Below are 25,496 nucleotides of genomic sequence, written 5' to 3'. Positions count from 1 at the left end.
ACTCCATCAGCGCGCGCTGCGCGTCACTCCGGCATTTTCAGCGGGCTGGGCGAAACGATCACACCGTTGTTGTCGGCATAGAGGTACTCGCCCGGGCGAAAAGTCACCCCGGCGAATGTCACGACGACATTGAGGTCGCCGATGCCACGCTTGTCGGTTTTCATCGGGTGGCTGGCCAGGGCCTGCACGCCGACGTCGGTCTGGATCAGCACATCGACATCACGCACGCAGCCGTAGATCAGCAGGCCTTCCCAGCCGTTCTTGGCGGCCTTTTCGGCAAGCATGTCGCCGAGCAGCGCACGGCGCAGGGAACCGCCGCCGTCGACCACCAGGACCTTGCCCTTGCCGTCGAGCTCGACTTGCTCCTTGACCAGCGAGTTGTCCTCGAAGCATTTGAGGGTGACGATCTGGCCACCGAACGAATCGCGGCCACCGAAGTTGCTGAACATCGGCTCGAGCACCTGGACCAGGTCCGGATAGGCGTCGCACAGGTCGGGCGTTACGTAATGCTGCATGGGAAGCTCCTGTCAGTCACAACGAAAGCGGGTGTCGGCCAAGGCTACACCGTAGACGCCGTTGCAGTCATCCAGGACCGGGCAGTCAGTTGATTTCATCCTGTGCCGGCCTCTTCGCGGGTGAACCCGCTCCCACAGGTACCAAGGCTGTACAGTACCTGTGGGAGCGGGTTCACCCGCGAAGAGGCCGGCACAGGCGAAGCGGATTCAGCTGGCAGGCACCGGCTCGCGCACGACCGTCGACTCATGCACCGGCAACGACGGGTTGCGCAACCAGCGCTCCACCAACGGCCACACCTGCACCTGCGCCGCCTTGCTCACCAGCATGTCGACATGCCCGAAGGCTTCGAAGCCCTCCTCACGCCCCAGCCGCAGGAACTGCTTGCGCGCCCCGCCCAGTTGATCGAACAGCTTGCGGCAGGCCCACACCGGGTCCTGGAAGTCCCCCGCGCCAGCCACTGCCAGCAACGGTACATCGACCTCGGCCAACCCGGCCCACCAGTCACTCTCTTTGTCCCCAAAGCGCCCGAACAGACCATGCCAGCGCATGCTTTCCAGCGCCAGGCCGATCGGTTCGTCCTCAGGGCCGCGCTTGAAGCGGGGCCCGGATATCTGCCCCCAGCGCTTGAGCAGCAGCTTCGCCCCCCAGGTCAATGGCGGCACTTTCAACGGCCAGTACACCCGGCTGATCTGGGTGCCGAAGATCGCCACGCTGGCGGCCAGTTCGCTGGTCAGGGTTCCTGCGCCCAGTGCAGCCACCAGGGTGGTGCCTCCCAGGGAGTGGCCGACCCAGTGTGGCGCCTGGCCAGACTGCTCGCGCACGAATGCCGCGATCAACGGCAGGTCATCGCGGGCATAGTCGGCGACGCGGTTGTGCTTCCAGTTGTGGTTGCGCGGCGACAGGCCGTGGCCGCGCATCTCCGGGATCCACACATCGAACCCGGCCCGCGCCAGGTAGGCGCCCAGGCCGATGCCTTTGGGCGAATACCAGAAGCGCCGGTTGGAAAAACTGCCGTGCAGAAGGATCACCGGCACGCCCTGGGGCGGCCCCTGATCGGCCAGGCCGAGGCGAGTGACGGCCAGTTCGACGCTGGGGTCAGGGCTGTTTCCGGCCTTGATCCGGTACACGTCCTCGCTGAGGTCACCGCGGCGTTCGGCGCTGAGCAGGGCCACGGGAAATAGGTTGCTGCTGCTTTGCATAAGGTTGCTTGGTGCACAAAAAAGGGCGGGGTCCATCACTGGAGCTCGCCCTGGAAAAAACCAGGCGGGGGCGCGCCAGACGCACCCCCGCAATTTACCGCATCAGGCCGCGCCCTGGCCCTCGGCCAGGAAGAACCAGGTCTCGAGTACCGAGTCCGGGTTCAGCGACACGCTCTCGATGCCCTGCTCCATCAGCCACTTGGCCAGGTCCGGGTGGTCCGACGGGCCCTGGCCGCAGATGCCGATGTACTTGCCGGCCTTGTTGCACGCGGCGATGGCGTTGGCCAGCAGCTTCTTCACGGCCGGGTTACGCTCGTCGAACAGGTGGGCGATGATGCCCGAGTCGCGGTCCAGGCCCAGGGTCAGCTGGGTCAGGTCGTTGGAACCGATCGAGAAGCCGTCGAAGTACTCGAGGAACTCTTCGGCGAGGATCGCGTTGGACGGCAGCTCGCACATCATGATCACGCGCAGGCCATTGTCGCCGCGGGCCAGGCCGTTTTCGGCAAGCAGGTCGACGACCTGGCTGGCTTCGCCCAGGGTGCGCACGAACGGCACCATGATCTCGACGTTGGTCAGCCCCATCTCGTTGCGCACACGCTTCAGTGCGCGGCATTCGAGCTCGAAGCAGTCACGGAACGACTCGCTGATGTAGCGCGAGGCGCCGCGGAAGCCCAGCATCGGGTTTTCTTCTTCCGGCTCGTAGAGCTTGCCGCCGATCAGGTTGGCGTACTCGTTGGACTTGAAGTCCGACAGGCGCACGATGACCTTTTTCGGGTAGAAGGCGGCGGCCAGGGTGCTGATGCCCTCGACCAGCTTCTCGACATAGAAGCCGACCGGGTCGTTGTAGCCGGCGATGCGCTTGTCGACGCTGTCCTTGAGCTCCGGCGGCAGGCCGGCGTAGTTCAGCAGCGCCTTGGGGTGCACGCCGATCATGCGGTTGATGATGAACTCCAGGCGGGCCAGGCCCACGCCTTCGTTCGGCAGCTGGGCGAAGTCGAAGGCGCGGTCCGGGTTGCCGACGTTCATCATGATCTTGAACGGCAGCTCCGGCATCGCGTCCACCGAGTTCTGCTTGATGTCGAAGCCCAGTTCACCTTCGAAGATGAAACCGGTGTCGCCTTCGGCGCAGGACACGGTCACGCCCTGGCCGTCCTTGAGCACCTGGGTGGCGTTGCCGCAGCCGACCACCGCAGGGATGCCCAGCTCACGGGCGATGATCGCCGCGTGGCAGGTACGCCCGCCACGGTTGGTGACGATGGCGCTGGCGCGCTTCATCACCGGTTCCCAGTCCGGGTCGGTCATGTCGGAGACCAGCACGTCGCCCGGCTGCACCTTGTCCATCTCGGACACGTCGTTGATCACGCGGACCTTGCCGGCGCCGATGCGCTGGCCGATGGCGCGGCCCTCGACCAGCACCGTGCCCTTTTCCTTGAGCAGGTAGCGTTCCATGACGTTGGCGCTGGCGCGGCTCTTCACGGTCTCGGGGCGCGCCTGGACGATGTACAGCTTGCCGTCGTCACCGTCCTTGGCCCATTCGATGTCCATCGGGCGCTGGTAGTGCTGCTCGATGATCATCGCCTGCTTGGCCAGCTCGTTGACTTCGTCGTCGCTCAGGCAGAAGCGTGCGCGCTCGGCGCGGTCGACCTCGACGGTCTTGACCGAACGACCGGCCTTGGCTTCGTCGCCGTAGACCATCTTGATCGCCTTGCTGCCCAGGTTGCGGCGCAGGATGGCCGGGCGGCCGGCCTCGAGGGTTTGCTTGTGCACGTAGAATTCGTCAGGGTTGACCGCACCCTGTACCACGGTTTCGCCCAGGCCGTAGGCGCCGGTGATGAACACCACGTCGCGGAAGCCCGACTCGGTGTCGAGGGTGAACATCACGCCGGCGGTGCCGGTTTCCGAACGGACCATGCGCTGCACGCCTGCGGACAGGGCGACCAGCTTGTGGTCGAAGCCCTGGTGCACGCGGTAGGCGATGGCACGGTCGTTGAACAGCGAGGCGAACACTTCCTTGGCCGCGCGGATCACGTTGTCGACGCCGCGGATGTTGAGGAAGGTTTCCTGCTGGCCGGCGAAGGAGGCGTCCGGCAGGTCTTCGGCGGTGGCCGAGGAACGCACGGCCACGGCGATGTTGTCGTTGCCCTTGGACATCTCGGCGAAGGCGGTGCGGATTTCCGCATCCAGACGGGCCGGGAACTCGGCCTCCATCACCCACTGGCGGATCTGCGCGCCGGTCTTGGCCAGGGCGTTGACGTCGTCCACGTCCAGGGCATCGAGGGCCGCGTGAATCTGCTCGTTCAGGCCACTTTGCTCGAGAAAATCACGGTACGCCTGCGCCGTGGTGGCAAAGCCGCCTGGCACCGACACGCCTTTACCGACGAGGTTGCTGATCATCTCGCCCAGGGATGCGTTCTTGCCCCCCACATGCTCCACATCATGGACGCCGAGCTTATCGAGGGAAACTACGTACTCTACCAAGGTGATTCTCCACTAGCTGTATTGGAAAAACTCTAGGGCGCCCGCCTGCCTTGATGACTTGGCCGGGCGCTTGTGGCCTGTACCTGGAAAATAGGCTCGCAAAATATGGCAGAATGCCGACAGCCGCATTCGGCAAACCGAACTTATCATATCCAAGAAACGTCATCAGCTTAAGGCCCAGATCGCAAATGAAACGAACCGCGTTCTTCATCTCCGATGGCACCGGCATCACCGCCGAAACCCTGGGCCAGAGCCTGCTCGCTCAATTCGAAAGCATTCCGTTCAATAAATTCACCCGTCCCTACATCGACACGCCGGACAAGGCACGGACCATGGTGCAGCAGATCAACGCGGCCGCCGAGCGCGACGGCATGCGCCCGATCATCTTCGACACCATCGTCAACCAGGACATCCGCGAGATCCTGGCGACGTCCAACGGCTTCATGATCGACATCTTTTCGACGTTTTTATCCCCGCTCGAGCAGGAATTGACTGCCCATTCGTCGTATTCCGTGGGCAAGTCCCACTCGATCGGCGGTAATTCCAACTACATGGAGCGCATCGAGGCAGTGAATTTCGCCCTCGACAACGACGATGGCGCGCGCACCCACTACTACGACAAGGCCGACCTGATCCTGGTCGGCGTGTCGCGCTGCGGCAAGACCCCGACCTGCCTGTACATGGCCATGCAGTTCGGCATCCGCGCGGCCAACTACCCGTTGACCGAGGACGACATGGAACGCCTGCAGCTGCCGGCAGTGCTGAAAAAGCACCAGAACAAGCTGTTTGGCCTGACCATCGACCCCGACCGCCTGACCGCCATCCGCCACGAGCGCAAGCCCAACAGCCGCTATTCGAGCTTTGCCCAGTGCGAATTCGAAGTGCGCGAGGTGGAAAGCCTGTTCCGCCGGGAGAACATTCCCAACATCAACTCCACGCATTTTTCGGTGGAAGAGATTTCGGCGAAGATCCTCGTGGAGAAAGGCGTGGAGCGCAGGTTCAAGTAAGCCTGCACCGGCCTCTTCGCGGGTAAACCCGCTCCCACAGGTATTGCACCGATATCAGCTGTGGTGCAATGCCTGTGGGAGCGGGTTTACCCGCGAAGAGGCCGGTACAGGTGTACAAAAAAAGCCCCGGCATCACTGCCGGGGCTTTCTCATTCCAGCGCAGGGCTCAGGAAGGCACCACCGCCGCCTGCCCGCTCATGGCCAGGTCGACCAGCTCGCGGTTGGCCACCGCGTACATCGCATAGTCGGTCCCGGTGGCATTGCGCAGGTCGTCGAGCATCGCCCGCCAGCGCTCGACCATCACCCGGTGCTGCTCGGCCCACAGGGCCACACGGGCGTCCATGTCCTCCGGTGCATCGGCCATCTGCAACACCGAGATGGTGATCGCCCGCTGCTGCAGGTCGATATCGTCGCGGAACGCCTCGCGGGCCAGGGCCTGCCAGTTGTTCTCCACCGGCAGGTTGCTGATTTCCTGCAGGTACCAGGTCAGGTCCAGCGCGCTGCCCACGGCGAAGAACGCCTTGGCCACCTGCGCCGGGTCATGCCCGGTGACGTCCGACGCCTCGATGATCGGCAGCAGGGTGTACAGGTGGGTGGTGCCGGCGACCATGCGCGCCAGCAGTTCCGGCACACCGGCGTCGACAAAGCTCTGGTAGCGCACCATCCAGCGCTCGCGGGTCGGGCCTTCGAGCAGCTCGTCGAGTTTCAGCCCGAGCTGGGCGATCTTCGGCCCGAAGTGCGCGGTATCACGCCCGGCATCCTGCTCGTTGCGCCGGCTGCGCAGGAACCAGCGGGTGGCGCGACGGCCCAGGCGCATCAGCTCGTCCATCAGGGTCAGCTGGATTTCCGCAGGCACCTGGTAGTCCAGCGCCTCGATCTGGCGGAACCAGTGCGGCAGGTGGAAGATGTCGCGCACGATCACATAGGCCCCGGCGACGTTGGCCGGGCTCATGCCGGTCGACTCCTTGAGGCGCTGGACGAAGGTGATGCCCATGTTGTTGACCAGGTCGTTGGCGATCTGGGTGCTGACGATCTCACGCTTGAGGCGGTGGCGGCGCATGGCCTCGGCGAACTTGCTGACCAGCGACGGCGGGAAGGCCGTCTCCATGTCGCGGGTCAGGTAGTCGTCGTCCGGCACCAGTGACTTGAGCAGCTGTTCCTTGAGGTCGATCTTGCTGTACGAGATCAGCACCGACAACTCGGCGCGGGTCAGGCCCTGGCCGGCGGCCAGGCGCTCGGCCAACTGTTCCTCGGACGGCAGGAACTCGATGGCCCGGTCCAGCTTGCCCCGGCCTTCGAGGTCGGCCATCAGGCGCTTGTATTCGGCGATCCGCTCGCGGGCGCGGCGCGCCGCCAGGGACAGCGCCTGGGTCTGCTTGTAGTTGTTGCCCAGCACCAGGCCGGCCACTTCGTCGGTCATGCTGCCCAGCAGCTGGTTGCGCTGCTTCTCGGTCATGTCGCCGCCCTGCACCACCTCGTTGAGCAGGATCTTGATGTTGACCTCGTGGTCGGAGCAGTCCACGCCACCGGCGTTGTCGATGAAGTCGGTGTTGGTGGCGCCGCCGTTGAGGCCGAACTCGACGCGGCCGAGCTGGGTCATGCCGAGGTTGCCGCCCTCGCCCACCACTTTGCAACGCAGTTCGTTGCCGTTGACCCGCAGCGCATCGTTGGCCTTGTCGCCGACATCGGCGTGGCTCTCGCTGCTGGCCTTGACGTAGGTACCGATGCCGCCGTTCCACAGCAGGTCGACCGGGGCCTTGAGCAGCGCGTGCAGCAGTTCGGTCGGGGTCAGGCGGTCGGCCTCGATGGCGAAGCGTTCCTGCATCTGCGGGCTGATGGCGATGCTCTTGGCGCTGCGCGGGAAGATCCCGCCACCTTCGGACATGATGCTGCTGTCGTAGTCGCTCCAGGCCGAGCGCGGCAGGTCGAACAGGCGCTTGCGCTCGGCGAAGCTGGTGGCCGGGTCCGGGTTCGGGTCGATGAAGATGTGCAGGTGGTTGAACGCCGCCACCAGTTGCAGCTTGTCGGACATCAGCAGGCCGTTGCCGAACACGTCGCCGGCCATGTCGCCGACGCCGATCACGCTGATCGGGTCTTGCTGCACGTTGATGCCGCGCTCGCGGAAGTGGCGCTGCACGCCGACCCAGGCGCCCCGGGCGGTGATGCCCATCTTCTTGTGGTCATAACCGGCCGAGCCGCCGGACGCGAAGGCATCGCCGAGCCAGAAGCCGTAGTCGATGGCGATGCCGTTGGCGATGTCGGAGAAGGTCGCGGTGCCCTTGTCGGCCGCCACCACCAGGTACGGGTCGTCGTCATCGTGGCGCACCACGTTGGCCGGCGGCACCACGCCGCCGTCCTTGAGGTTGTCGGTGATGTCGAGCAGGCCCGAGATGAAGATGCGGTAACAGGCCACGCCCTCGGCGGCGATCTCGTCACGCGTGCCGCCCAGCGGCAGGCGCCGCGGCAGGAAGCCGCCCTTGGCGCCGACCGGCACGATCACCGAGTTCTTCACCTGCTGGGCCTTCACCAGGCCCAGCACTTCGGTGCGGAAGTCTTCCTCGCGGTCCGACCAGCGCAGGCCGCCGCGGGCGACGTTGCCAAAGCGCAGGTGCACGCCCTCGACCCGTGGCGAATAGACGAAGATCTCGAACTTGGGCACCGGCTTGGGCAGTTCGGGGATCAGCTTGGGGTTGAACTTGAAGCTGAAGTACGACTTGTTCTGGCCGTTGGCGTCAGGCTGGTAGAAGTTGGTGCGCAGGGTGGCCTTGATCAGGTCCAGGTAGCGACGCAGGATGCGGTCTTCGTTGAGCACCTGGACATCGTCCAGGGCGCTGAGGATCGCCTGTTCCAGACGCTGTTGCTTGTCGTCCAGGTCGTCATTGGCGAGCTTGCGCGCCAGGTAGAAGCGGGTCTTGAACAACCGGGTCAGCTCGCGGGCGATGTCGGTGTGGTTGTTCAGGGTGCTGGCGATGTAGCCGAGGTCGAAGCCCAGTCGGATCTGCTTGAGGTAGCGGGCATAGGCGCGCAGCAGCGCCACGTCGCGCCACGGCAGGCCGGCGGTGAGCACCAGGCGGTTGAAGGCATCGTTTTCGGCGTCGCCGTTGACGATGTGGACGAAGGCATCCTGCAGGGTGTCGTTGAGCTGCTGGATGTCCAGGTCCAGGCCTTCGCTGTAGGTGAAGGCGAAGTCGTGGATCCAGAACTCGCGCCCGCTGGCATGGCGCAGGCGGTAGGGGAATTCGCCGAGCACGCGCAGGCCGAGGTTCTCCAGGATCGGCAGCACGTCGGACAGCGCCAGCGGGGTATCGGCGTGGTACAGCTTGCAGTGCAGCAGGCGGTCGCCGAGGCGGGTCAGGGGCTGGTAGAAGCTCATCGCCAGCGGTTTGTTCTCGGACAGCGCGACCACGTGCTGCAGGTCCACCACTGCCGAATGCGCCGGGAAGCGCTCGCGGTAGCCGGCCGGGAAGCCTTTGGGGAAGTCGGCGAGGATGTTGGTGCCCTGGGCCTCGCCGAAGTTCTCGACCACCAGTGCCGAATAGTCGTCATGCCACGAGCGGCAGGCCTGGATCACTTCGTTTTCCAGTTGCTGCGGGTCGATGTCGATGCGGTTCTTCGGGTCGACCCGCAGGATCAACTGCACGCGCGCCAGCACCGACTCGGAGAAGAAGGTCCAGAACTCGCAGTCGCTGGCCTTCAGGCGCTCCATCAGCACCTGCTGGATCTTCTGCCGCACCTCGGTGGAGTAGATTTCCCGTGGCACGTAGGCCAGGCAGTAGCAGAAGCGGCCGTAAGGGTCCTTGCGCAGGAACACGCGGATCTTGTTGCGCTCCTGGATCTGCACGATCGCCATCACGGTGTTGAACAGCTCGTCGATCGGGGTCTGGAACAGGTCGTCGCGCGGCAGCACTTCGAGCACCTGGGCCAGTTCCTTGCCCAGGTGGGCTTTCGGGTCGAAGCCCGAGCGGCGCTCGACTTCGGCGACCTTGACGCGGATGTAGGGGATGGCATGCACGCTTTCGCCGTACACCGACGAGGTGTACAGGCCCATGAAGCGGTGTTCCTTGACCACCTTGCCGGCGGCGTCCAGCTGGCGGATCGACACGTAGTCCGGGTAGGCCGGGCGGTGCACGCGGCTGGGCAGCGCGGCCTTGGCGAACGACAGCAGCAGCGGCTCGTTGAGGTAGGCCACGGCGTAGTCTTCGATGCGCAGCTCTTCCTCGCTCAGGCCCACCCGCAGGCGGCGCGGCAGGCCGAGGAACGACTGCTCGTCGTAGACCATCCGGCCGCCGGCGCTGTCGCCCTGCACGGTGAACTCTTCATAACCAAGGAAGGTGAAATGGTTGTCCAGCAGCCACTCGAGGAAGGCTTTCACCTCGCCCTTCTCGTGCTGGGCCGGGCCGAAGGCGGTCTTCTCCACTTCGGCGACGACGTCACGCAGCTTGGCCTTCATCGGCTCGAAGTCGGCCACCGCCACGCGCACTTCGGCCAGCACCTGCTCGATCTCGCGGACCAGCACGCTCAACTCGGCAGCGTTGGCGCAGCGGTCGATCTCCAGGTACATCAGCGACTCGTGCCGCACGCCCTCGCCCTGGCTGCCCTTGGGCAGCAGCTCGAGCAGCTCGCCCTTGGCGCCGCGGCGCACGCTGAGCACGGTGGTCTGCAGGGTGTGGATGCTGTAGCCGCGACGGTTGAGCTCGGTGCGCACCGAGTCGACCAAAAACGGCAGGTCATGGTGCAGCACCTCGACCACGGTGTGGGTCGACTGCCAGCCATTGCGTTCGTAATCGGGGTTGTACACCCGCACCTGCGGTTGTTCGGGGTCGAAGCGCTCGATGATGCGCCAGGCCGACAGGGTGCAGCCGGCCAGGTCCGAGAGCCGGCGCTGGGTGAGTTCGTCCAGGGAAATGATGCCGAAGAACTGCTCGGCGAACAGCGCCACTTGTGGCAGGGACTGATCGCCGATGTGCTGCGCCAGGGCCGCTTGCAGTTGGTGCTGGAAGTCGGCTTTGCTGGCTGCGGTGAAGAACGCCATCTGTGGTACTCCGCTTGGGCTTTGTAATAGTTGAAGCGTCGCGTGCGTCCGCCAATTACGGATCAACGATAGCCAACCCTTGGCAAGGCGGACGGCAAAAAAACCAGACATGGAACGTGCGTGGCACGTTCAGGCTCGCCGAAGCTTAACGACTGAGCGGTCATCGCCGCTTGCGGTGCTGCGACAATTTCGGTCAAGGGCTGGCAATTTACGTTTATGGATGTGTGCAAGGCTGTCAGAATTCCCTCTCATTTCCGCAATCCCGAGCGCTGCCATGCAAATCAAGACCGCCCTGCTGTTCGCCACCCCTTGCGATGACGAGGAAGACAACATGGCGACCCTGTGCTGCCACAGCGACAAGGGGCAGATGTTCCTGCTGACCCGCTACCCGGACGAGGACACCGTCGACCTGACCCTGGATGACGAGCCGTCGACGCTGGATGGGCTGAAGGTGACCTTGAGCGCGCAGCGCCTGCTGATCGAGGTGGCGGCCGGGGACCGGGATGCGCTGAAAGGGGATGAGGTGCTGGAGATCGTGCTGACGTCCGCAGGGACCGACCTGGAGGAAGTGGCGCTGACCTTGCGCAACATCCTCGATGGCACCGGGACCTTCGTCAGCGAGCTCTGAGTACCTCTGTTCCGGCCCTTTCGCGGGTGAACCCGCTCCCACAGCGGTCCCTGTGGGAGCGGGTTCACCCGCGAAAGGGCCGGCACTGTCAAACCGGGTTGTCATGCACCACCCTGCCCCCCTGCCCCGGCCGGTTGACATACAGCGAATCCAGCCCACTCCCGCGCAACCCCTTCAGCGCATTCCAGTGCGCCGAGGCATGCACGTACTTGCCCCGCAGCAGCGCATCCTCTGCAGCCGACAGTTGCAGCGCCTGACCTGCGCCCAGCACGTAGGCGTGCAGCTTGCCACTGATCCCCTGCAACTCGCCCGGCAGTCCATGGGCCTCATCGCCGCCCAACGGCATGAACGGCACCCCGGCCCGCACGCCCAGTTCACGCATGATGCTCAGGTACACCCGCGACAGGTGCCCGCTCACCTCGCGCTCCCGGTAAACCGCCGCATACACCAGCTTCTGCGCATCGTCGCGCTGCGCCCGGCCATTGCCCACCGGCACTTCCCAGGCCAGCACCCGTGACCTGGGCTCGCCCAGGTCGGCCAGCAAGGCCTTCGCCTGCGCATAGGCCTCGCTCCGCTCGGGCGGCGTCGCCTGCCTCTCCCGGCTTGAGCGTGGCTTGCTCAGCAGCACCTGCTCACGCATCGAAAGCGGATAACCCCCGCCAATGTCGGCATGCGCGCCGGGCACGACGATATCGTTGCCGCTGCGTATCAGGGCGAAGTTGTGCCGGCGTTCATCGCCCGCCACCAACTGCACCACCTGCCGGGCAATACCCGCCTCCAGGCCCAGGCGCAGGTTGCAATGGCGTGCATCGGCAGGGTCGAAGTCGCCAACCAGCGGCTCGACGATGGCGGCCACCGTGTCGAACAGGCCGATGAAGTTGATCCCGCGAACCCCTTGCAACTGCGCCGGCATGCCTCGTTCATTGCCCCCCAGGCGGTTGGCCAGGTGCCTGGCCGAGGCGGCGCCGCGGCTGAAGCCGAACAGGTCGAATTCGATACGCGCAGGTGAGCCGTGCTGGCGCAACTGCTCGGCAGCCCGACTCAGCGCCTGGGCCACTCGCGCCTCCACCCCCGCCGCGCCTCTGCCCGTGGCCATGGCGTACAACGAATCAGGCGCACCTTCGCGGGTACCGACGCCTTCGATGTAAAGCTTGATGAAGGCCTGGTCGCCGACCGGCCCTTCTGGGTAGAGCGCATGCAACAGCGCTATGTTGCTGCGCGCGTTGGCGTAACTGCCGGTCAGTTCGCCATTGGCCTGGCCGGAATTGCCTTGGTGGTTACCTGTACCGTCGAAAAAAATGCCGACCCGCACGGGGTTGTTCTGCGTAGTCATCGTCGCGCTCCTTCATGGCGTGAAGGAAGCAGGAAGCGACAATCCGCCCAGGCGAAAAATCAGAATTCACCTCAAGCGTCATAGGCGGGTTATGACGCAGCCCTGGTCAGGTTTTCCCGGACGTCAAGCCTTCCCCGTCAGTGTTCCCCCCATGGTGTGAACGCCCGTCCACCAGTAAAATTTCGCCTTCACGGACCACCCGGGACCTCCTGTCCCTTGCCTAAGGAAGGCTATTTCTGATGACCGCTGTACCCTCCGATTCCGCGCCCAGCGAGCGCGAAGTCCAGATCGCTGTCGCCCCGCTCGACACCCTGCTCAGCGAAGACCTCGGCGCCGCTGCCGCCTCCGTCGACCACTGGCTCAGCGAACACACCTACGGCCTGGTGAACCTGCAACTGCTGCGCCAGCTGGGCGACAGCAACCCGGCGGTCGCCAATGCCCTGGCCGCCATCGATGTGCTGATCGACATCATCGACCTGGTGCAAAGCCCCTCCCCCGACCCGCTGCTGTGGGTCAGCCTGGGCATCAACCTGATCGGCGTGATCCCTTACCCGCCCGGCCTGTCCAGGTCGCGCATGGTGCTGCGCCCGGTGCTGCAACTGACCCGCCAGACCCTGCGCCGCCGCCCCGGGGCGACCATCACCCAGGCGATCCTGGAAGTCATCGACGGCCATCTGCACGCCAGTATCCGTGGCCATCTGGAGCAGTACGTCAGCGAGGCCCTGGCGCAGTTGCCGGCCATGCTCACGGCCGCCGCCGAAACGGCGGCAAAGATCTTCACCGACCTGGCCACCACCATCGACGCGGCCGCCCGTGGCGAGCTCGACGCCGCCGCCAGCTACCAGATGTCCCGGGCACAGATGGCCGAGGCCGCGCTGTACGACTCGGCCCTGGAAACCGGCTTCTGGAAACTGTCGCTGTCGGCCCTGGCCAACGCAGGCGAAGGCGCGATCAAGGATGGCTACAACAGCGTCGCCAGCCACTTCGGCGACGAACTGCAAAGCCTGCTGCAACCGCTGGTGCGCACCCTCGAAGGCCTTGCCGTGGCCGTGCCACGCCGCCTGGAGGCGCTCGGCTCGGCCGGCCTGGAAAACAGCATCGCCTGGCTGCTCACCCGCCTGCTGGAAACCGTGATGAAACGCCCGCGCGGGGTCACCCTGTCGGCCAATATCCGCCCGGGCACCACCCAGCAGGCCCGGCATATCCACAGCGAAGGCCCGACCGAAGTGGTCAGCCGCGAGGTCAAACCTAGCAAGGCGCCCAAGCCCGAGAAGAACGGCCCCTGCCCCTGCACCGACTTCAGCATCGGCCACGTGCTCGGCGACGAAACCCTGGCCCACCAGGACTTCGCCCTGCCCGGCCCGTTCCCCGTGGTCTGGACCCGGGTCTACAACTCGCGGCTCGCCGCCCTCGACCAGGGCCGCCTCGGCGCGCGCTGGCTCACCGAGTTCACCACCTGTATCGACGTGGTCGGCAAGGGCCTGGTGCTGCACGACCTGGACGGGCGCAGCCACGACTTCCCGCTGCCCAAGGTCGGCGCCTACCACTACGACCCGATCGAATACCTGTGCCTCAAGCGCACCGGCGAACAACAGCTGGTGCTGGTCCGCGGCCTCGACCGCCAGGAAACCTATGCCCGCCATGGCGAGCGCTTCTACCTGACCCACATCAAGCTGCGCAGCGGTGCCGGGGCGATGCTGCACTACGAGCACCGCCACCACGACCAGCCGGTGCTGTCGGACATCAACACCTACTTCGACGACGACCCGAACAAGGTCCACCTGCAACTGGGTACCCTGCTCGACGACCACGGCCACATCCAGGGCCTGTGGCAGGTGGTCGACGGCAAGCCGCTGCGCCAGCTGTGCGGGTATCACTACGATGACCACGGCGACCTGATTGCCGCCCAGGACGAAAACGGCGCCGCCTGGCGCTACCAGTACCAGCACCACCTGATCACCCGCTACACCGACCGCACCGACCGTGGCATCAACCTCAAGTGGGACGGCAGCGGCCCACACGCCCGGGCCATTCACGAGTGGGCCGACGACGGCAGCTTCGAAACCCGCCTGGCGTGGGACGAGCGCATCCGCCTGACCTACCTCACCGACGCCCACGGCCAGGAAACCTGGCACTACTACGACGCCCTCGGCTACACCTACCGCATCGTCCACCCGGACGGGCGCGAGGAATGGCTGTTCCGCGACGAACGCAAGAACATCATCCGCCATGTGCACGCCGACGGCAGCCAGGACCGCTTCACCTACGATGAGCGCAGCAACCTGCTGCAGCACATCCGCCCCGACCACAGCACCGTGCATTACGCCTATGACGATCACGACCAGCTGATCAAGATCCGCGATGCCGAGGCCGGGCTGTGGCTGCGCGATTACGACGATCGCGGCAACCTGGTCGAAACAATCGACCCGCTGGGCAACAAGACCGAATTTGCCTATACCTCAGCCGGGCTGGTCCAGGCGATCAAGGACGCGCTGGGCAACGAGAAGACGCTGGCCTACAACGCTGCCGGCCAGATGCTGGCGTACACCGACTGCTCGGGCAAGACCAGCGCCTGGGAATACAACGCCTTCGGCCAGCTGACCCAGTTCGCCGACGCCATGGGCAACAAGACAGCCTATGAATACAAGGCCGGCCAGCTGTGCAAGGTCACTCACCCGGACAAAAGCGAAGAGCGCTTCGACTACGACGCAGAAGGCCGCTTGCTCGCCCACTCGGATGGTCTGGATCGCTGCACCACCTGGTCCTACAGCGCCGCTGGCCTGTTGGCTGAACGCATCGATGCCAACGAACATACCCTGCGCTATCGCTGGGACAAGCTCGGCCGCCTGATCGGGCTGGAGAACGAGAACGAGAGCAAGGCGAGCTTCTTCTATGACCCGGTCGGTCGCCTGCTGCAGGAGAACGGCTTCGACGGGCTGGTGACCCGTTACCAGTACGACCCGTCTTCCGGGCGCCTGGCCTCGACCCAGGTTGGGCAACGCCATATCGATTTGCGCTTCGACCCGATGAATCGCCTGGTCGAGCGGACTGCCCGCCAGGGCGACCAACGCCAGACCGAAACCTTCGCCTACGACGGCAACGGCAAGCTGATCCAGGCCGTCAACGCCGGTAGCAAGTTGCAGTGGTTCCATGACGACGCCGGCAACCTCACCCACGAGCACCAGCATTACCTGGACACCGGCAAACCGATGGTTGCGGTGTGGCAGCACGCGTACGACGCGCTTAACCAGCGTATCTCGACAGTGCGCCCGGACGGGCACAAGGTCAGCTGGCTGACCTATGGCAGCGGTCACCTGCTGGGCATGACCCTCGATCACCACGAGATGCTGGCCTACGAACGTGATGACCTGCACCGCGAGGTCGTGCGCCATCAGGGCAACAAGCTCATGCAGACCCAGGCCTGGGACCCTGCCGGGCGTCTGCAGGAGCAGTGGCTGGGCAGCCATGACAGCCAGTCCACGTTGCTCAAGCGCCAGTATCGTTACGACGCTGCCGGCCAGCTGACCAATATCCACGACACCCGTCGCGGCCAGTTGGAGTACCAGTACGACCCGGTCGGTCGCTTGCTCCAGGCCACCAGCCGCTTGGGTGTCGAGACCTTCGCCTTCGACCCGGCCGGTAACCTGCTGGACCAGAAAACCCAGGAACTGAACCGTCCGCTGGAAGCGAACCCACGCCGTAACAAGCTGATGGATAACTTGCTGCGTGAGTACGCCGGCACCCATTACAAGTACGACGAGCGCGGCAACCTGATTCACCGCCTGCACAATGGCTCCCACGCGCACTTTAGCTGGGACCTGTTCGACCGGTTGGCCAGCTACAACGACGACAAGCTCAAGGTCGATTTCGGTTATGACGCCTTGGGCCGGCGCTTGTACAAGAATTCCGTCGCGCACTACTGGGATCGACCGGAAGCCGGTACCGGCTGGAACCAGATGCAAAGGGCCAAGCGTCAACGAGAGTTGGAATGTGGCTTCACCCTGTTTGGCTGGGATGGCGACACCCTGGCGTGGGAAAGCTCACCGCCGCGGGATGACGGCGATACTGGTCGGACCGTGCACTACCTGTACGAACCGGGTAGCTTCGTGCCGGTCGCGCAGGCGCTGCGCAAGCGTCCGATCGTTCTGCACCGGCAGCCGGACTGGAGCCAGCGCGAGTACGATTTCGACGATGATCCGTTGTGGCAAACGGAGATGAAGCCACAGGCGTTTGATGCGATTGCCTGGTATCACTGCGACCACCTCGGCACGCCGATGGAACTCACCGACGAGCAAGGCAATATCGCCTGGGCGGGGCAGTACAAAGCGTGGGGCGAGGTCCGGGAAGATCGGTCGGAATGGGCCAAGCGGCATGCGTTGAGTAATCCGATTCGTTTCCAAGGACAGTATCACGATAGCGAAACCGGATTGCACTACAATCGATATCGTTATTACGAAACAATCATCGGACGGTATATAAGCAAAGATCCGATCAGCTATGCCGGCGGTTTAAATCTATTTGCTTATGCGCCCAATGCCATTGCGTGGACAGATCCTCTCGGGCTGGCCCGCCAACCCAAAGCTGGACGGTACCATGGCCCTAAACCGAAATATGAAAATCCCGGCCACCATGATCCATCTTCCGGAAAATTCCGCGGAGGCGGCAGCAAGACCTCTATACTCCCTAAAAATGCCGAAGAGCTTTATAAAAAAGCAGTACCCGACAAAGAGGGCACACACTGGTATGCCATGGATAACGACGGAGTCATACACCGATTCGGAAACAGCAACGATGGGAAAGCTCACTGGAATGGGGACTCGGTCCAACAGCGAGGATTAAAGGTTCCTTCTGAAGTTGAGAAGAGGTTTGCTGACATGAAAAAAGACTGCGTATGCGGAGTAAAGAAAAAGTGACCCAATTAAAAGCAAGAATAGAAACTTTCAGGAGCGCTGACGGAGACAGCGTCTTTGCACAATGTTGCTTTACTTTCGAGACACTCACCGTCGGTGACTTTGACCAACTCATGGTGGCAGGCTCCTTGAATGTTGCCTTCTTGGATTTATTCAACAGAATTAAGGCGAAAGAACCAATCCACCTTACAACCAAGCAACTGGAAGACGAATTAAAAGCACTTGAGGAAGACTTGCAAAACTATGACTTACCTACGGGCGTAGAAAGCTTCGATGGTGAGTTTGTTAGCTTGGTGATTGTTGACGGCAATGAGCGGCTAGCAGTAAGGCCTTGGGGGGAGAAAAAAGCAATGCTCATGGACATCAGCCAAGATAACTACATGGCATTCATGTACGAGACAAGAGAAACCCTAGTAGAACAATGCAAAAAACTCGGACTAGCTCTTGACAACCAAATAAATCATCACAACAAAAAACCCCTTTAAAGTGATTCAAGCCCACCCCCACACCAAATCATTAAAGGTCAGGTGGGCCCACTCACATCACCACGAACCCCACTTGACCTACCAGGCCATGTACGATGCCTGCTCAGCGCCGATCAAGAAAAAGACAGCTTGAAACTACACTTTAAGTCAAGCGCGAGCGAACTTCGAACAACTCTTCATGGCCTTCAGGCCGCCAATGGATCGCCCATGCCCCTTGATAACTTCACAATACATGGCACTGAAGCAGGAACCGACAAAACACTAGACCTTGATGAAATATCACTATTAGCGTCACCTGACACCTTACAAAGCCTGGGAGAATTTTTCATTGAATCGGCTAAAAAAATGAAAACCGACGACATGGATCACATTCACTTACAAGACGCTTTAAAAACCTTCAGCCACGGCAAGCATGTCGATATCATCCTGCTTAACAACACCATCATCAAGCCAAATAAAACGTAAATACGTAACATCGATCTTTCCACCAGACTCCATAGACATGAGCCTCTACAGCCATAGATATGGACCTGATCTTGAGCGACATTGGAGCCCTCTCTGCCTCTCGAGCCCGAACCGAGTCGAAGCTACTAACACCACGCGTGCCCAGTGCCTGGATGAACTGAAAGAGGACATGCTGCAGGTCGAATACCCTGACGGCCATATCCTGGACATCGGCTGGCGCCCTTCCTTCGATGCCAGCGGCAAGCTCCATATCGTGCTGGTGAAGGACCATGACTGGGAGCACCCCGCTTTCCAAGGGTCCGCCACAAACCTCGACACCCTCAAAGAGGCACTTTCCCAAGCACTGCAGTCACTGAGGTGAGCCTTCCCCCCTGCCCTTTCAAGATTTTTACCCATCGCCATTGGTCGCCACCCCCGTATGGATTAAAGTATCAGCCCTTGCCCGGCCGCCGCTTTCCCTCGCGCGCGCCGGCCCATTCCCCAGGAACCGCCGCCGATGGAACACCGTGAAGCGCTGATCGCGCTGCGCACCTTTCTTTCCTCCCAGATCCTAGGCCAGGAAAAGCTGGTCGAGCGGCTGCTGATCGTGCTCCTGGCCGACGGCCACATGCTGGTCGAGGGTGCGCCGGGCCTGGCCAAGACCAAGGCGATCAAGGAGCTGGCCGAAGGCATCGAGGCGCAGTTCCACCGCATCCAGTTCACCCCCGACCTGCTCCCGGCCGACATCACCGGCACCGAAATCTACCGCCCGGAAACCGGCAGCTTCGTGTTCCAGCAGGGGCCGATCTTCCACAACCTGGTGCTGGCCGACGAAATCAACCGCGCCCCGGCCAAGGTCCAGTCGGCGCTGCTCGAGGCCATGGCCGAGCGCCAGGTCAGCGTCGGGCGCAGCACCTACGACCTGTCGCCGCTGTTCCTGGTCATGGCCACGCAGAACCCGATCGAGCAGGAAGGCACCTACCCGCTGCCCGAGGCGCAGCTCGACCGCTTCCTCATGCATGTGAAGATCGGCTTCCCGGATGCCGCCGTGGAGCGGCGCATTCTCGCCCAGGCCCGTGGCGAGGCGCTGGGTGGCGAAGTGAAGCCCGAGCGCCGGGTCAGCCAGCAGGCGATCTTCGCCGCGCGCAAGGAGATCCTCGGCCTGTACATGGCCGACGCCGTGGAGGAATACCTGGTGCAACTGGTGATGGCCACGCGCACCCCGGCCAAGTTCGACACCGAGCTGGCCGACTGGATCGCCTACGGCGCCAGCCCGCGGGGTTCGATCGCCCTCGACCGCTGCGCCCGCGCCCACGCCTGGCTGGCCGGGCGCGACTTCGTCAGCCCCGAGGATATCCAGGCGGTGCTGTTCGACGTGCTGCGCCACCGCATCATCCTGTCGTTCGAGGCCGAGGCGGCCGGGGTCGACCAGGACCGAGTGGTGCAGCGCATCCTCGACGTCGTCGCCGTCGCCTGACCCATGCCCACCACGCAGCTGGCCGACCACGGCATCCGCATCGGCCTCGCCGAACTGATCGACATGCGCCACCGCGTGCGCGAAATCCAGCTGTTCTCCCGCCCTGGCCAGCGCAGCCCGCTGGTCGGCCTGCACCACTCCAAGTTGCGCGGGCGCGGCGTGGACTTCGACCAGGTGCGCGTGTACCAGGCCGGCGACGACGTGCGCAACATCGACTGGCGCGTCACCGCGCGCACCCAGGAGCCGCACACCAAGCTGTTCCACGAAGAGCGCGAGCGGCCGATCTTCATCCTCGTCGAGCAGAGCCAGCGGCTGTTCTTCGGCTCGGGGCTGATGTTCAAGTCGGTGCTCGCGGCCCAGGCTGCGGCGCTGTTCGGCTGGGCCGCGCTGGGCCATAACGACCGCATCGGCGGCCTGGTATTCGGCGACAACGACCACCACGAGGTCAAGCCACGGCGCAGCAAGCAGAGCCTGCTGCAGTTGCTCAACCGCCTGGCCAAGGTCAACCAGGCGCTGCACACCGAGGCCGCGCCCCAGGCCGACAGCCTGGGCCTGGGCCTGCGCCGCGCGCGCGAAGTGCTGCGCCCTGGCAGCCTGGCCATCGTCATCTGCGACGAACGCTCGCTCAGCGACCAGGCCGAACAGCACCTGGCCATGCTCTCGCGGCATTGCGACCTGCTGCTGCTGCCGGTGTCCGACCCGCTCGACCATGCCCTGCCCGCCGCCGGCCTGCTGCGCTTCGCCCAGCGTGGCGCACAGCTGGAGCTCGATACCCTCGACGCCAACCTGCGCCAGGCCTACCGCCAACAGGCCGAGGCGCGGGTGGAACGCTGGGAGCTCATGGCACAGAAGCTACGCGTGCTGCTGATGCCGCTGAGCACCCAGAGCGACATGATCGAGCAGTTGCGCGAGTACCTGAACGCCCAGCGCCCACGGAGCGGCTCGTGAACCCACTGGACCAGTTGCAACCGCTGATCGCCCCGGCGCCGATCGGCCTGTGGCCGCCCGCCCCCGGCTGGTGGCTGCTGCTCGCCCTGCTGCCGTTGCTGGCCTGGGGCCTGTGGCGGCTACGCCGCTGGCGCCCGGGCAAGCGCCCGCTGGTGCGCGCCGAGCAACCGCTGGACCCGGTGCGCGCCGAAGCCCTGGCCGAACTGGCCCGCCTGCCGCGGCCCTACGACGGCGCCCCGGCCGGTGCCTGGCTGCAGCAGATCAACGCCCTGCTCAAGCGCCTGTGCCGCAACCACTACCCCGGCGCCAACAGCCATACCCTCAACGGCCGCCAATGGCTGGCCTTTCTCGACAACCGCTGCCCGGCCGCCGGCCTGACCCGCTGGATGGTGCTGGTCGAAGGCGCCTACAAGCCCGAGTGCAAGCTCGACGACAAGGCCATCGTCGGGCTCAGCCAGGCGGTCGAAACCTGGATCCGCAAACATGTTTGAACTGGCCTGGCCGTGGATCTTCCTGCTGCTGCCGCTGCCGTGGCTGATGCGCCTGCTGCTGCCCGCGGCAGACAGCGGCGAACCGGTGCTCAAGGTGGGATTTCTCGACGAGCTCGAAGGCCTCGCCGGGCGCCGCGCGCGCCTGAACCTGCCGACCCTGCGCCAGCAGGCGCCCTACGTGTTGATCTGGCTGTTGCTGCTGCTGGCCGCGGCCCGCCCGCAATGGCTGGGCGCACCGGTGCCGGTGGCCTCCAGCGGCCGCGACCTGCTGGTGGCGGTGGATGTGTCCGGCTCGATGGACTTCCCCGACATGCAGTGGAAAGGTGAAGACATCAGCCGCCTCGACCTGGTCAAGGCGCTGCTCGGCGACTTCCTGCAGGACCGCGAAGGCGACCGCGTGGGCCTGATCCTGTTCGGCAGCCAGGCCTACCTGCAGGCGCCGTTGACCTTCGACCGGCGTACCGTGCGCACTTTCCTCGTCGAGGCGAAAATCGGCATCGCCGGCAAGAACACCGCCATCGGCGACGCCATCGGCCTGGCGGTCAAGCGCCTGCGCCAGCGCCCGGCGCAGAGCCGGGTGCTGGTGCTGGTCACCGACGGCGCCAACAACGGCGGGCAGATCCACCCGCTGACCGCCGCGCGCCTGGCCGCCCAGGAAGGCGTGCGCATCTACACCATCGGCATCGGCGCCAACCCCGAGGCCAGCGGCACCCCCGGGCTGCTCGGGCTGAACCCGAGCCTGGACCTGGACGAAGCCTCGCTCAAGGAAATCGCCGACATCACCCACGGCGCCTACTTCCGCGCCCACGACGGCGCCGAACTGGATGCCATCGGCGACACCCTCGACCAGCTCGAACCGGTGGCTCAGCAGCCGACCCAGGCGCGCACCGCCGAGGCCTTGTATGCCTGGCCGCTGGCCCTGGCACTGCTGCTCAGCGTGCTGCTGGTGGTGGCCGCGCAATGGCCAGACCACCTGCTGCACCGGCTGCTGCGCAAGCCGCGCTTCCTGCAGCCCCATCCGGAATGGCGCCAGCGCCTCAAGCGCCTGCGCCTGAGGAGGCGGCGATGATCGAACTCTGGCCGCAATGGCTGCGTCCCCTCTGGCTGCTGGTGCTGCCGTTGCTGGCCTGGCTGCTGTACAAGCTGTGGCACCGGCGCAAGCGCGCCGGGCGCTGGCAGATGATCCTGCCGCCGGCGTTTCACCCGGTACTGCTCGGCGGCGGCAGCGGCAGCCACAGCAAGCGCCCCTGGGTCGCCCTGGGCCTGGCCTGGTTGCTGGTCGTGCTGGCCTTGCTCGGGCCGAGCTGGCAGCGCCTGGAGGAAACCCGCCAGCGCCCCGCCGACCCGCTGGTGATCCTGCTCGAGCTGACCCCGCAGATGCTCGCCGAGGACACCACGCCCAACCGCCTGGAACAGGCCCGGCGCAAGGTCCTCGACCTGCTCGAGCACCGCCGCGACAGCCAGACCGCGCTGATCGTCTACGCCGGCTCCGCACATACCCTGGTGCCGCTGTCCGACGACCTCGGCACCACGCGCAACCTGCTCGAGGCCATCGACCCGTCGATCATGCCGCAGCCGGGCCAGCGCGCCGACCTGGCGGTGCAGAAGGGCCTGGCCCTGCTGGCCCAGAGTGGCCTTGGCCAGGGCCGCCTGCTGCTGGTCGGCTCGGCCTTGAGCGCGGCCGAGCGCCAGGGCATCACCCAGGCCCTCGGCCGCCAGGGCCCGAGCCTGCTGATGCTCGGCATCGGCACCCGCGAAGGCGCCCCCGTGCGCCAGGCCAATGGCGAATTCCTCAAGGACGACCAGGGCGGCATCCTCGTGCCGCGTCTGGACAGCCCAGGCCTCAAGGCCTTCATCACCGGCACCGGCGGGCGCTACCGCCATGCCCGCATCGACGACCTCGACCTGCGCGGCCTGGGCCTGTTCGACAACCCAGGCAGCCTGCGCGAAGACAACAGCCAGACCCTGCAACTGGACAGCTGGGCCGACCAGGGCTACTGGCTGCTGCTGCCGTTGCTGTTGCTGGCCGCCTGCGCCGGCCGCCGCGGCTGGCTGTTCTGCCTGCCGCTGCTGCTGGCGCTGCCGCAACCGAGCCAGGCCTTCGAACTCAACGACCTGTGGCTGCGCCCCGACCAGCAAGGCCAGCGCCTGCTGCGGCAGAATCACCCGGTGCAAGCCGCCGAACATTTCCAGGACCCGCTGTGGCGCGGCATGGCGTTGTACCAGGCCGGCGACTATGCCGCTGCGGCCAAGGCATTCGCCCAGGGCAACAGCGCTGCGGCCCACTACAATCGAGGCAATGCCCTGGCACGCAGCGGCGAGCTGGAAGCCGCCCTGGACGCCTACGAACAAGCCCTGGAGCAGCAGCCCGATCTGCAGCCGGCGCTGGCCAACCAGGCGCTGGTCCAGCAGTTGCTGCAGCAACGCGAGGCCCAGGCCGAGGAAAAACCGGCCAACAGCGATACCCAAGGTACGCCCGGCAACGAAACCGAGGGCAACAGCAGCTCGGCCAGCACGCCGGCCCAGGGCACCCCCGGGGAAGAACAACAGGCCGCCGCCGAGCAACCCGGCGAAGGCCAGAACACCAGTCAGGCCAGCCCCGGTAACCAGGGCGGCAACGACGACAGCGTCACCCAGCCGCCACAACGCCCGGTGTCGACCAGCCTCGACGCCGAACAGCGCCAGGCCCTGGAACAATGGCTGCGGGAGATCCCCGACAACCCGGCGGAGCTGCTGCGGCGCAAATTCTGGTATGAACAGCAATTGCATCAGGAAAACCAACGATGAGTCGCTTCGGCGTCTTTCTCCTCAGCCTGCTCTGGGCCGTCATGGCCCAGGCGCTGCCGACCCTGCAGGCCAGCGTCGACCGCACACGCCTGGAAGCCGGCGAAACCCTCGAGTTGACCCTCGAAAGCCAGGACGTGACCCAGTTCGGCAAGCCCGACCTGCGCGCCCTGGAAACCGACTTCGACGTGCGTGGCACACGCCAGCTGAACAGCCTGCACACCCTCGACGGCGAAACCCGCGCCAGCACCCGCTGGATCATCACCCTGCTGCCGCGGCGCAGCGGCAGCCTGCGCATCCCTGAACTGCAGCTGGGCCAGTCGCGCAGCCAGGCCATCGACCTGCAGGTGCTGCAGGCCGATGCCAGCCGCCCGGACAGCGCCTCGCAGGTGTTCGTCGAGGCGACCCTGGACAGCACCGAGGTCTACGTCCAGGCCCAGGCCGTGCTGGTTCTGCGCATCTACCATTCGGTGTCGCTGTACGACGACAGCAGCCTCAGCCCGCTGCAACTGGAAGACGCCAAGGTCGAGCCGCTGGGTGAATCGCGCACCTACGAGAAAGAAATCAACGGCGTGCGCCATGGCGTGATCGAGACCCGCTACGCCGTATACCCGCAGCACAGCGGCAGCCTCGAAATCCCACCCCTGACCTTCACCGCCACCGCCGCCGACAGCGACCCGCAAGCGGCGGGTGCGACCCGCGCCGGGCGCCAGGTGCAGGTCAGCTCATTGCCGCTGCACCTGACGGTGCGGGCCATCCCCGCCGCCTGGCCAGCCGGCGCGCCATGGCTGCCGGCACGCAGCCTGAGCCTCGAAGAACACTGGAGCCCCGACCCAGGCAGCCAGCCACCGCAGATCGGTGACTCGCTGACCCGCAGCATCACCCTGCGCGCCGAGGGCCTGTCGAGCACCCAGCTGCCGCAACTGCCGGCCACCGAGATCGTCGGCCTGCGCCGCTACCCGGACCAGCCGCTGCTGCGCAACGAAATCAACGAACGCGGCATGACCGCCAACCGCGAAGAACGCGAGGCGCTGGTGCCGACCCACAGCGGCGCGCTGGCCCTGCCGGCGCTGGAGGTCACCTGGTGGAACACCCGCGAAGACCACCTGGAACACAGCAGCCTGCCGGCGCGTACCCTGAACGTGGAGGACAACCCCGCCCTGAGCGCGGATACCCCGGTCGGTGACGCCAGCAGCGCCAGCCAGCTGCTGTGGCCGTGGCAACTGGCGACGCTGGTGTTCGCCCTGACCACCCTGCTCGGCTTCGCCCTGTGGTGGCGCGCCCGCTCGCAACCGGCGGTGCTGCGCGCCGCGCAGAACGGGCCGAGCCCACGCACCTTGCTCGACGACCTCAAGCGCGCCTGCCAGGCCAACGACCCCCAGGCCACCCGCCAGGCCCTCGACGCCTGGGCGCGACAGCAGCCGCAGACCCTGGCCGAGATGGCGGCGCGCTTCGTGCCGTTGTCGGACGCGCTGGATGGCTTGAACGGGGCGTTGTACAGCGAGAGCGGGCAGTATTGGCAGGGTGAGGAGCTGTGGCGGGCGATCGGCACCATTCCTCCGGCGGAGCAGGTGTTGCTGCCGACCGGCGAGAGCGGCAGCCTGCCGCCGCTCTACCCCAAATGATGTATTGGCTGTACCGGCCTCTTCGCGGGTGAACCCGCTCCCACAGGGTCGTCACAAGACTTGAAACCAGTGGTGTTCCCTGTGGGAGCGGGTTTACCCGCGAAGAGGCCGGTACAGGCAGTCGAGCTCTTGCGTTACC

At 65.0% G+C, this 25,496-nt stretch carries 17 protein-coding genes; 12 read left to right on the top strand and 5 right to left on the bottom strand.

What is annotated here, in order from left to right:
• Positions 1–23: 23 nt before the first annotated feature.
• From rraA to ppsA, 3 genes are all read right to left on the bottom strand, one after another.
• Positions 24–515 carry a ribonuclease E activity regulator RraA gene (rraA, locus tag ACIP21_RS01920; RefSeq protein ID WP_400683307.1) on the bottom strand — a complete coding sequence of 164 codons (492 nt, stop codon included), beginning with the start codon at positions 513–515 and terminating at the stop codon, positions 24–26.
• A gap of 207 nt (positions 516–722) precedes the next feature.
• Complete coding sequence (locus tag ACIP21_RS01915; RefSeq protein ID WP_400683305.1) at positions 723–1,715, bottom strand: alpha/beta fold hydrolase; 993 nt, start codon at positions 1,713–1,715, stop codon at positions 723–725.
• A 102-nt stretch (positions 1,716–1,817) separates the two neighbouring features.
• Positions 1,818–4,193, bottom strand: coding sequence for a phosphoenolpyruvate synthase (gene ppsA, locus ACIP21_RS01910; RefSeq protein WP_400683302.1), 2,376 nt, complete (start codon positions 4,191–4,193; stop codon positions 1,818–1,820).
• Positions 4,194–4,381: 188 nt separating this feature from the next.
• Between ppsA and ACIP21_RS01905 the strand changes: the two genes are divergently transcribed.
• Positions 4,382–5,200 (top strand): pyruvate, water dikinase regulatory protein, encoded by an 819-nt coding sequence (locus tag ACIP21_RS01905; protein ID WP_400683299.1) that lies wholly within the window; start codon positions 4,382–4,384, stop codon positions 5,198–5,200.
• A gap of 166 nt (positions 5,201–5,366) precedes the next feature.
• Here ACIP21_RS01905 and ACIP21_RS01900 read toward each other — a convergent pair whose 3' ends face one another.
• Entirely contained in the window at positions 5,367–10,232 is a 4,866-nt protein-coding gene (locus ACIP21_RS01900) for an NAD-glutamate dehydrogenase (protein ID WP_400683296.1), read from the bottom strand.
• A gap of 274 nt (positions 10,233–10,506) precedes the next feature.
• On the opposite strand from ACIP21_RS01900, the gene ACIP21_RS01895 reads away from it, so the two are divergent.
• Positions 10,507–10,860 (top strand): hypothetical protein, encoded by a 354-nt coding sequence (locus ACIP21_RS01895; protein ID WP_400683294.1) that lies wholly within the window; start codon positions 10,507–10,509, stop codon positions 10,858–10,860.
• A gap of 88 nt (positions 10,861–10,948) precedes the next feature.
• Here ACIP21_RS01895 and ACIP21_RS01890 read toward each other — a convergent pair whose 3' ends face one another.
• Complete coding sequence (locus ACIP21_RS01890; protein WP_400683291.1) at positions 10,949–12,193, bottom strand: phospholipase effector Tle1 domain-containing protein; 1,245 nt, start codon at positions 12,191–12,193, stop codon at positions 10,949–10,951.
• A 239-nt stretch (positions 12,194–12,432) separates the two neighbouring features.
• On the opposite strand from ACIP21_RS01890, the gene ACIP21_RS01885 reads away from it, so the two are divergent.
• The 10 genes from ACIP21_RS01885 (at position 12,433) to ACIP21_RS01840 (ending at position 25,357) form a co-directional block, all read left to right on the top strand.
• Positions 12,433–17,106: an RHS repeat-associated core domain-containing protein gene (locus ACIP21_RS01885; RefSeq protein WP_400683288.1), complete on the top strand. Its 4,674-nt coding sequence runs from the start codon at positions 12,433–12,435 to the stop codon at positions 17,104–17,106.
• Positions 17,103–17,588, top strand: a complete 486-nt coding sequence (locus ACIP21_RS01880; RefSeq protein WP_400683286.1) for a hypothetical protein — start codon at positions 17,103–17,105, stop codon at positions 17,586–17,588. Before ACIP21_RS01885 ends, ACIP21_RS01880 begins: the two co-directional genes overlap by 4 nt.
• A gap of 207 nt (positions 17,589–17,795) precedes the next feature.
• On the top strand, positions 17,796–18,053 hold the full coding sequence (locus ACIP21_RS01875) for a hypothetical protein (protein WP_400683283.1): 258 nt from the start codon (positions 17,796–17,798) through the stop codon (positions 18,051–18,053).
• 169 nt (positions 18,054–18,222) lie between these two features.
• Positions 18,223–18,414, top strand: a complete 192-nt coding sequence (locus tag ACIP21_RS01870) for a hypothetical protein (RefSeq protein ID WP_400683280.1) — start codon at positions 18,223–18,225, stop codon at positions 18,412–18,414.
• 135 nt (positions 18,415–18,549) lie between these two features.
• On the top strand, positions 18,550–19,509 hold the full coding sequence (locus ACIP21_RS01865) for a MoxR family ATPase (RefSeq protein ID WP_060477736.1): 960 nt from the start codon (positions 18,550–18,552) through the stop codon (positions 19,507–19,509).
• Positions 19,510–19,512: 3 nt separating this feature from the next.
• Positions 19,513–20,457, top strand: a complete 945-nt coding sequence (locus tag ACIP21_RS01860) for a DUF58 domain-containing protein (RefSeq protein WP_400683277.1) — start codon at positions 19,513–19,515, stop codon at positions 20,455–20,457.
• Positions 20,454–20,948: a DUF4381 domain-containing protein gene (locus ACIP21_RS01855; protein WP_400683274.1), complete on the top strand. Its 495-nt coding sequence runs from the start codon at positions 20,454–20,456 to the stop codon at positions 20,946–20,948. Before ACIP21_RS01860 ends, ACIP21_RS01855 begins: the two co-directional genes overlap by 4 nt.
• A complete protein-coding gene (locus ACIP21_RS01850) occupies positions 20,941–22,017 on the top strand; it encodes a vWA domain-containing protein (RefSeq protein ID WP_400683271.1) in 1,077 nt (358 codons plus the stop codon). Before ACIP21_RS01855 ends, ACIP21_RS01850 begins: the two co-directional genes overlap by 8 nt.
• Entirely contained in the window at positions 22,014–23,735 is a 1,722-nt protein-coding gene (locus ACIP21_RS01845; RefSeq protein WP_400683269.1) for a tetratricopeptide repeat protein, read from the top strand. The genes ACIP21_RS01850 and ACIP21_RS01845 overlap by 4 nt, the downstream gene beginning before the upstream one ends.
• On the top strand, positions 23,732–25,357 hold the full coding sequence (locus ACIP21_RS01840) for a BatD family protein (protein WP_400683267.1): 1,626 nt from the start codon (positions 23,732–23,734) through the stop codon (positions 25,355–25,357). Before ACIP21_RS01845 ends, ACIP21_RS01840 begins: the two co-directional genes overlap by 4 nt.
• Positions 25,358–25,496: the final 139 nt, after the last annotated feature.

The sequence above is a fragment of the Pseudomonas sp. NPDC089401 genome, assembly GCF_044749485.1.
Taxonomy (GTDB): domain Bacteria; phylum Pseudomonadota; class Gammaproteobacteria; order Pseudomonadales; family Pseudomonadaceae; genus Aquipseudomonas.
This window is presented reverse-complemented; position numbering and strand designations above follow the sequence as displayed.

Excerpts from the sequence above, each read along its gene's own strand:
- rraA (WP_400683307.1), bottom strand. The coding sequence starts at position 515 with ATGCAGCATTACGTAACGCCCGACCTGTGCGACGCCTATCCGGACCTG.
- ACIP21_RS01915 (WP_400683305.1), bottom strand. The coding sequence starts at position 1,715 with ATGCAAAGCAGCAGCAACCTATTTCCCGTGGCCCTGCTCAGCGCCGAA.
- ACIP21_RS01905 (WP_400683299.1), top strand. The coding sequence starts at position 4,382 with ATGAAACGAACCGCGTTCTTCATCTCCGATGGCACCGGCATCACCGCC.
- ACIP21_RS01900 (WP_400683296.1), bottom strand. The coding sequence starts at position 10,232 with ATGGCGTTCTTCACCGCAGCCAGCAAAGCCGACTTCCAGCACCAACTG.
- ACIP21_RS01895 (WP_400683294.1), top strand. The coding sequence starts at position 10,507 with ATGCAAATCAAGACCGCCCTGCTGTTCGCCACCCCTTGCGATGACGAG.
- ACIP21_RS01890 (WP_400683291.1), bottom strand. The coding sequence starts at position 12,193 with ATGACTACGCAGAACAACCCCGTGCGGGTCGGCATTTTTTTCGACGGT.
- ACIP21_RS01885 (WP_400683288.1), top strand. The coding sequence starts at position 12,433 with ATGACCGCTGTACCCTCCGATTCCGCGCCCAGCGAGCGCGAAGTCCAG.
- ACIP21_RS01875 (WP_400683283.1), top strand. The coding sequence starts at position 17,796 with ATGCCCCTTGATAACTTCACAATACATGGCACTGAAGCAGGAACCGAC.
- ACIP21_RS01870 (WP_400683280.1), top strand. The coding sequence starts at position 18,223 with ATGCTGCAGGTCGAATACCCTGACGGCCATATCCTGGACATCGGCTGG.
- ACIP21_RS01865 (WP_060477736.1), top strand. The coding sequence starts at position 18,550 with ATGGAACACCGTGAAGCGCTGATCGCGCTGCGCACCTTTCTTTCCTCC.
- ACIP21_RS01860 (WP_400683277.1), top strand. The coding sequence starts at position 19,513 with ATGCCCACCACGCAGCTGGCCGACCACGGCATCCGCATCGGCCTCGCC.
- ACIP21_RS01850 (WP_400683271.1), top strand. The coding sequence starts at position 20,941 with ATGTTTGAACTGGCCTGGCCGTGGATCTTCCTGCTGCTGCCGCTGCCG.
- ACIP21_RS01845 (WP_400683269.1), top strand. The coding sequence starts at position 22,014 with ATGATCGAACTCTGGCCGCAATGGCTGCGTCCCCTCTGGCTGCTGGTG.
- ACIP21_RS01840 (WP_400683267.1), top strand. The coding sequence starts at position 23,732 with ATGAGTCGCTTCGGCGTCTTTCTCCTCAGCCTGCTCTGGGCCGTCATG.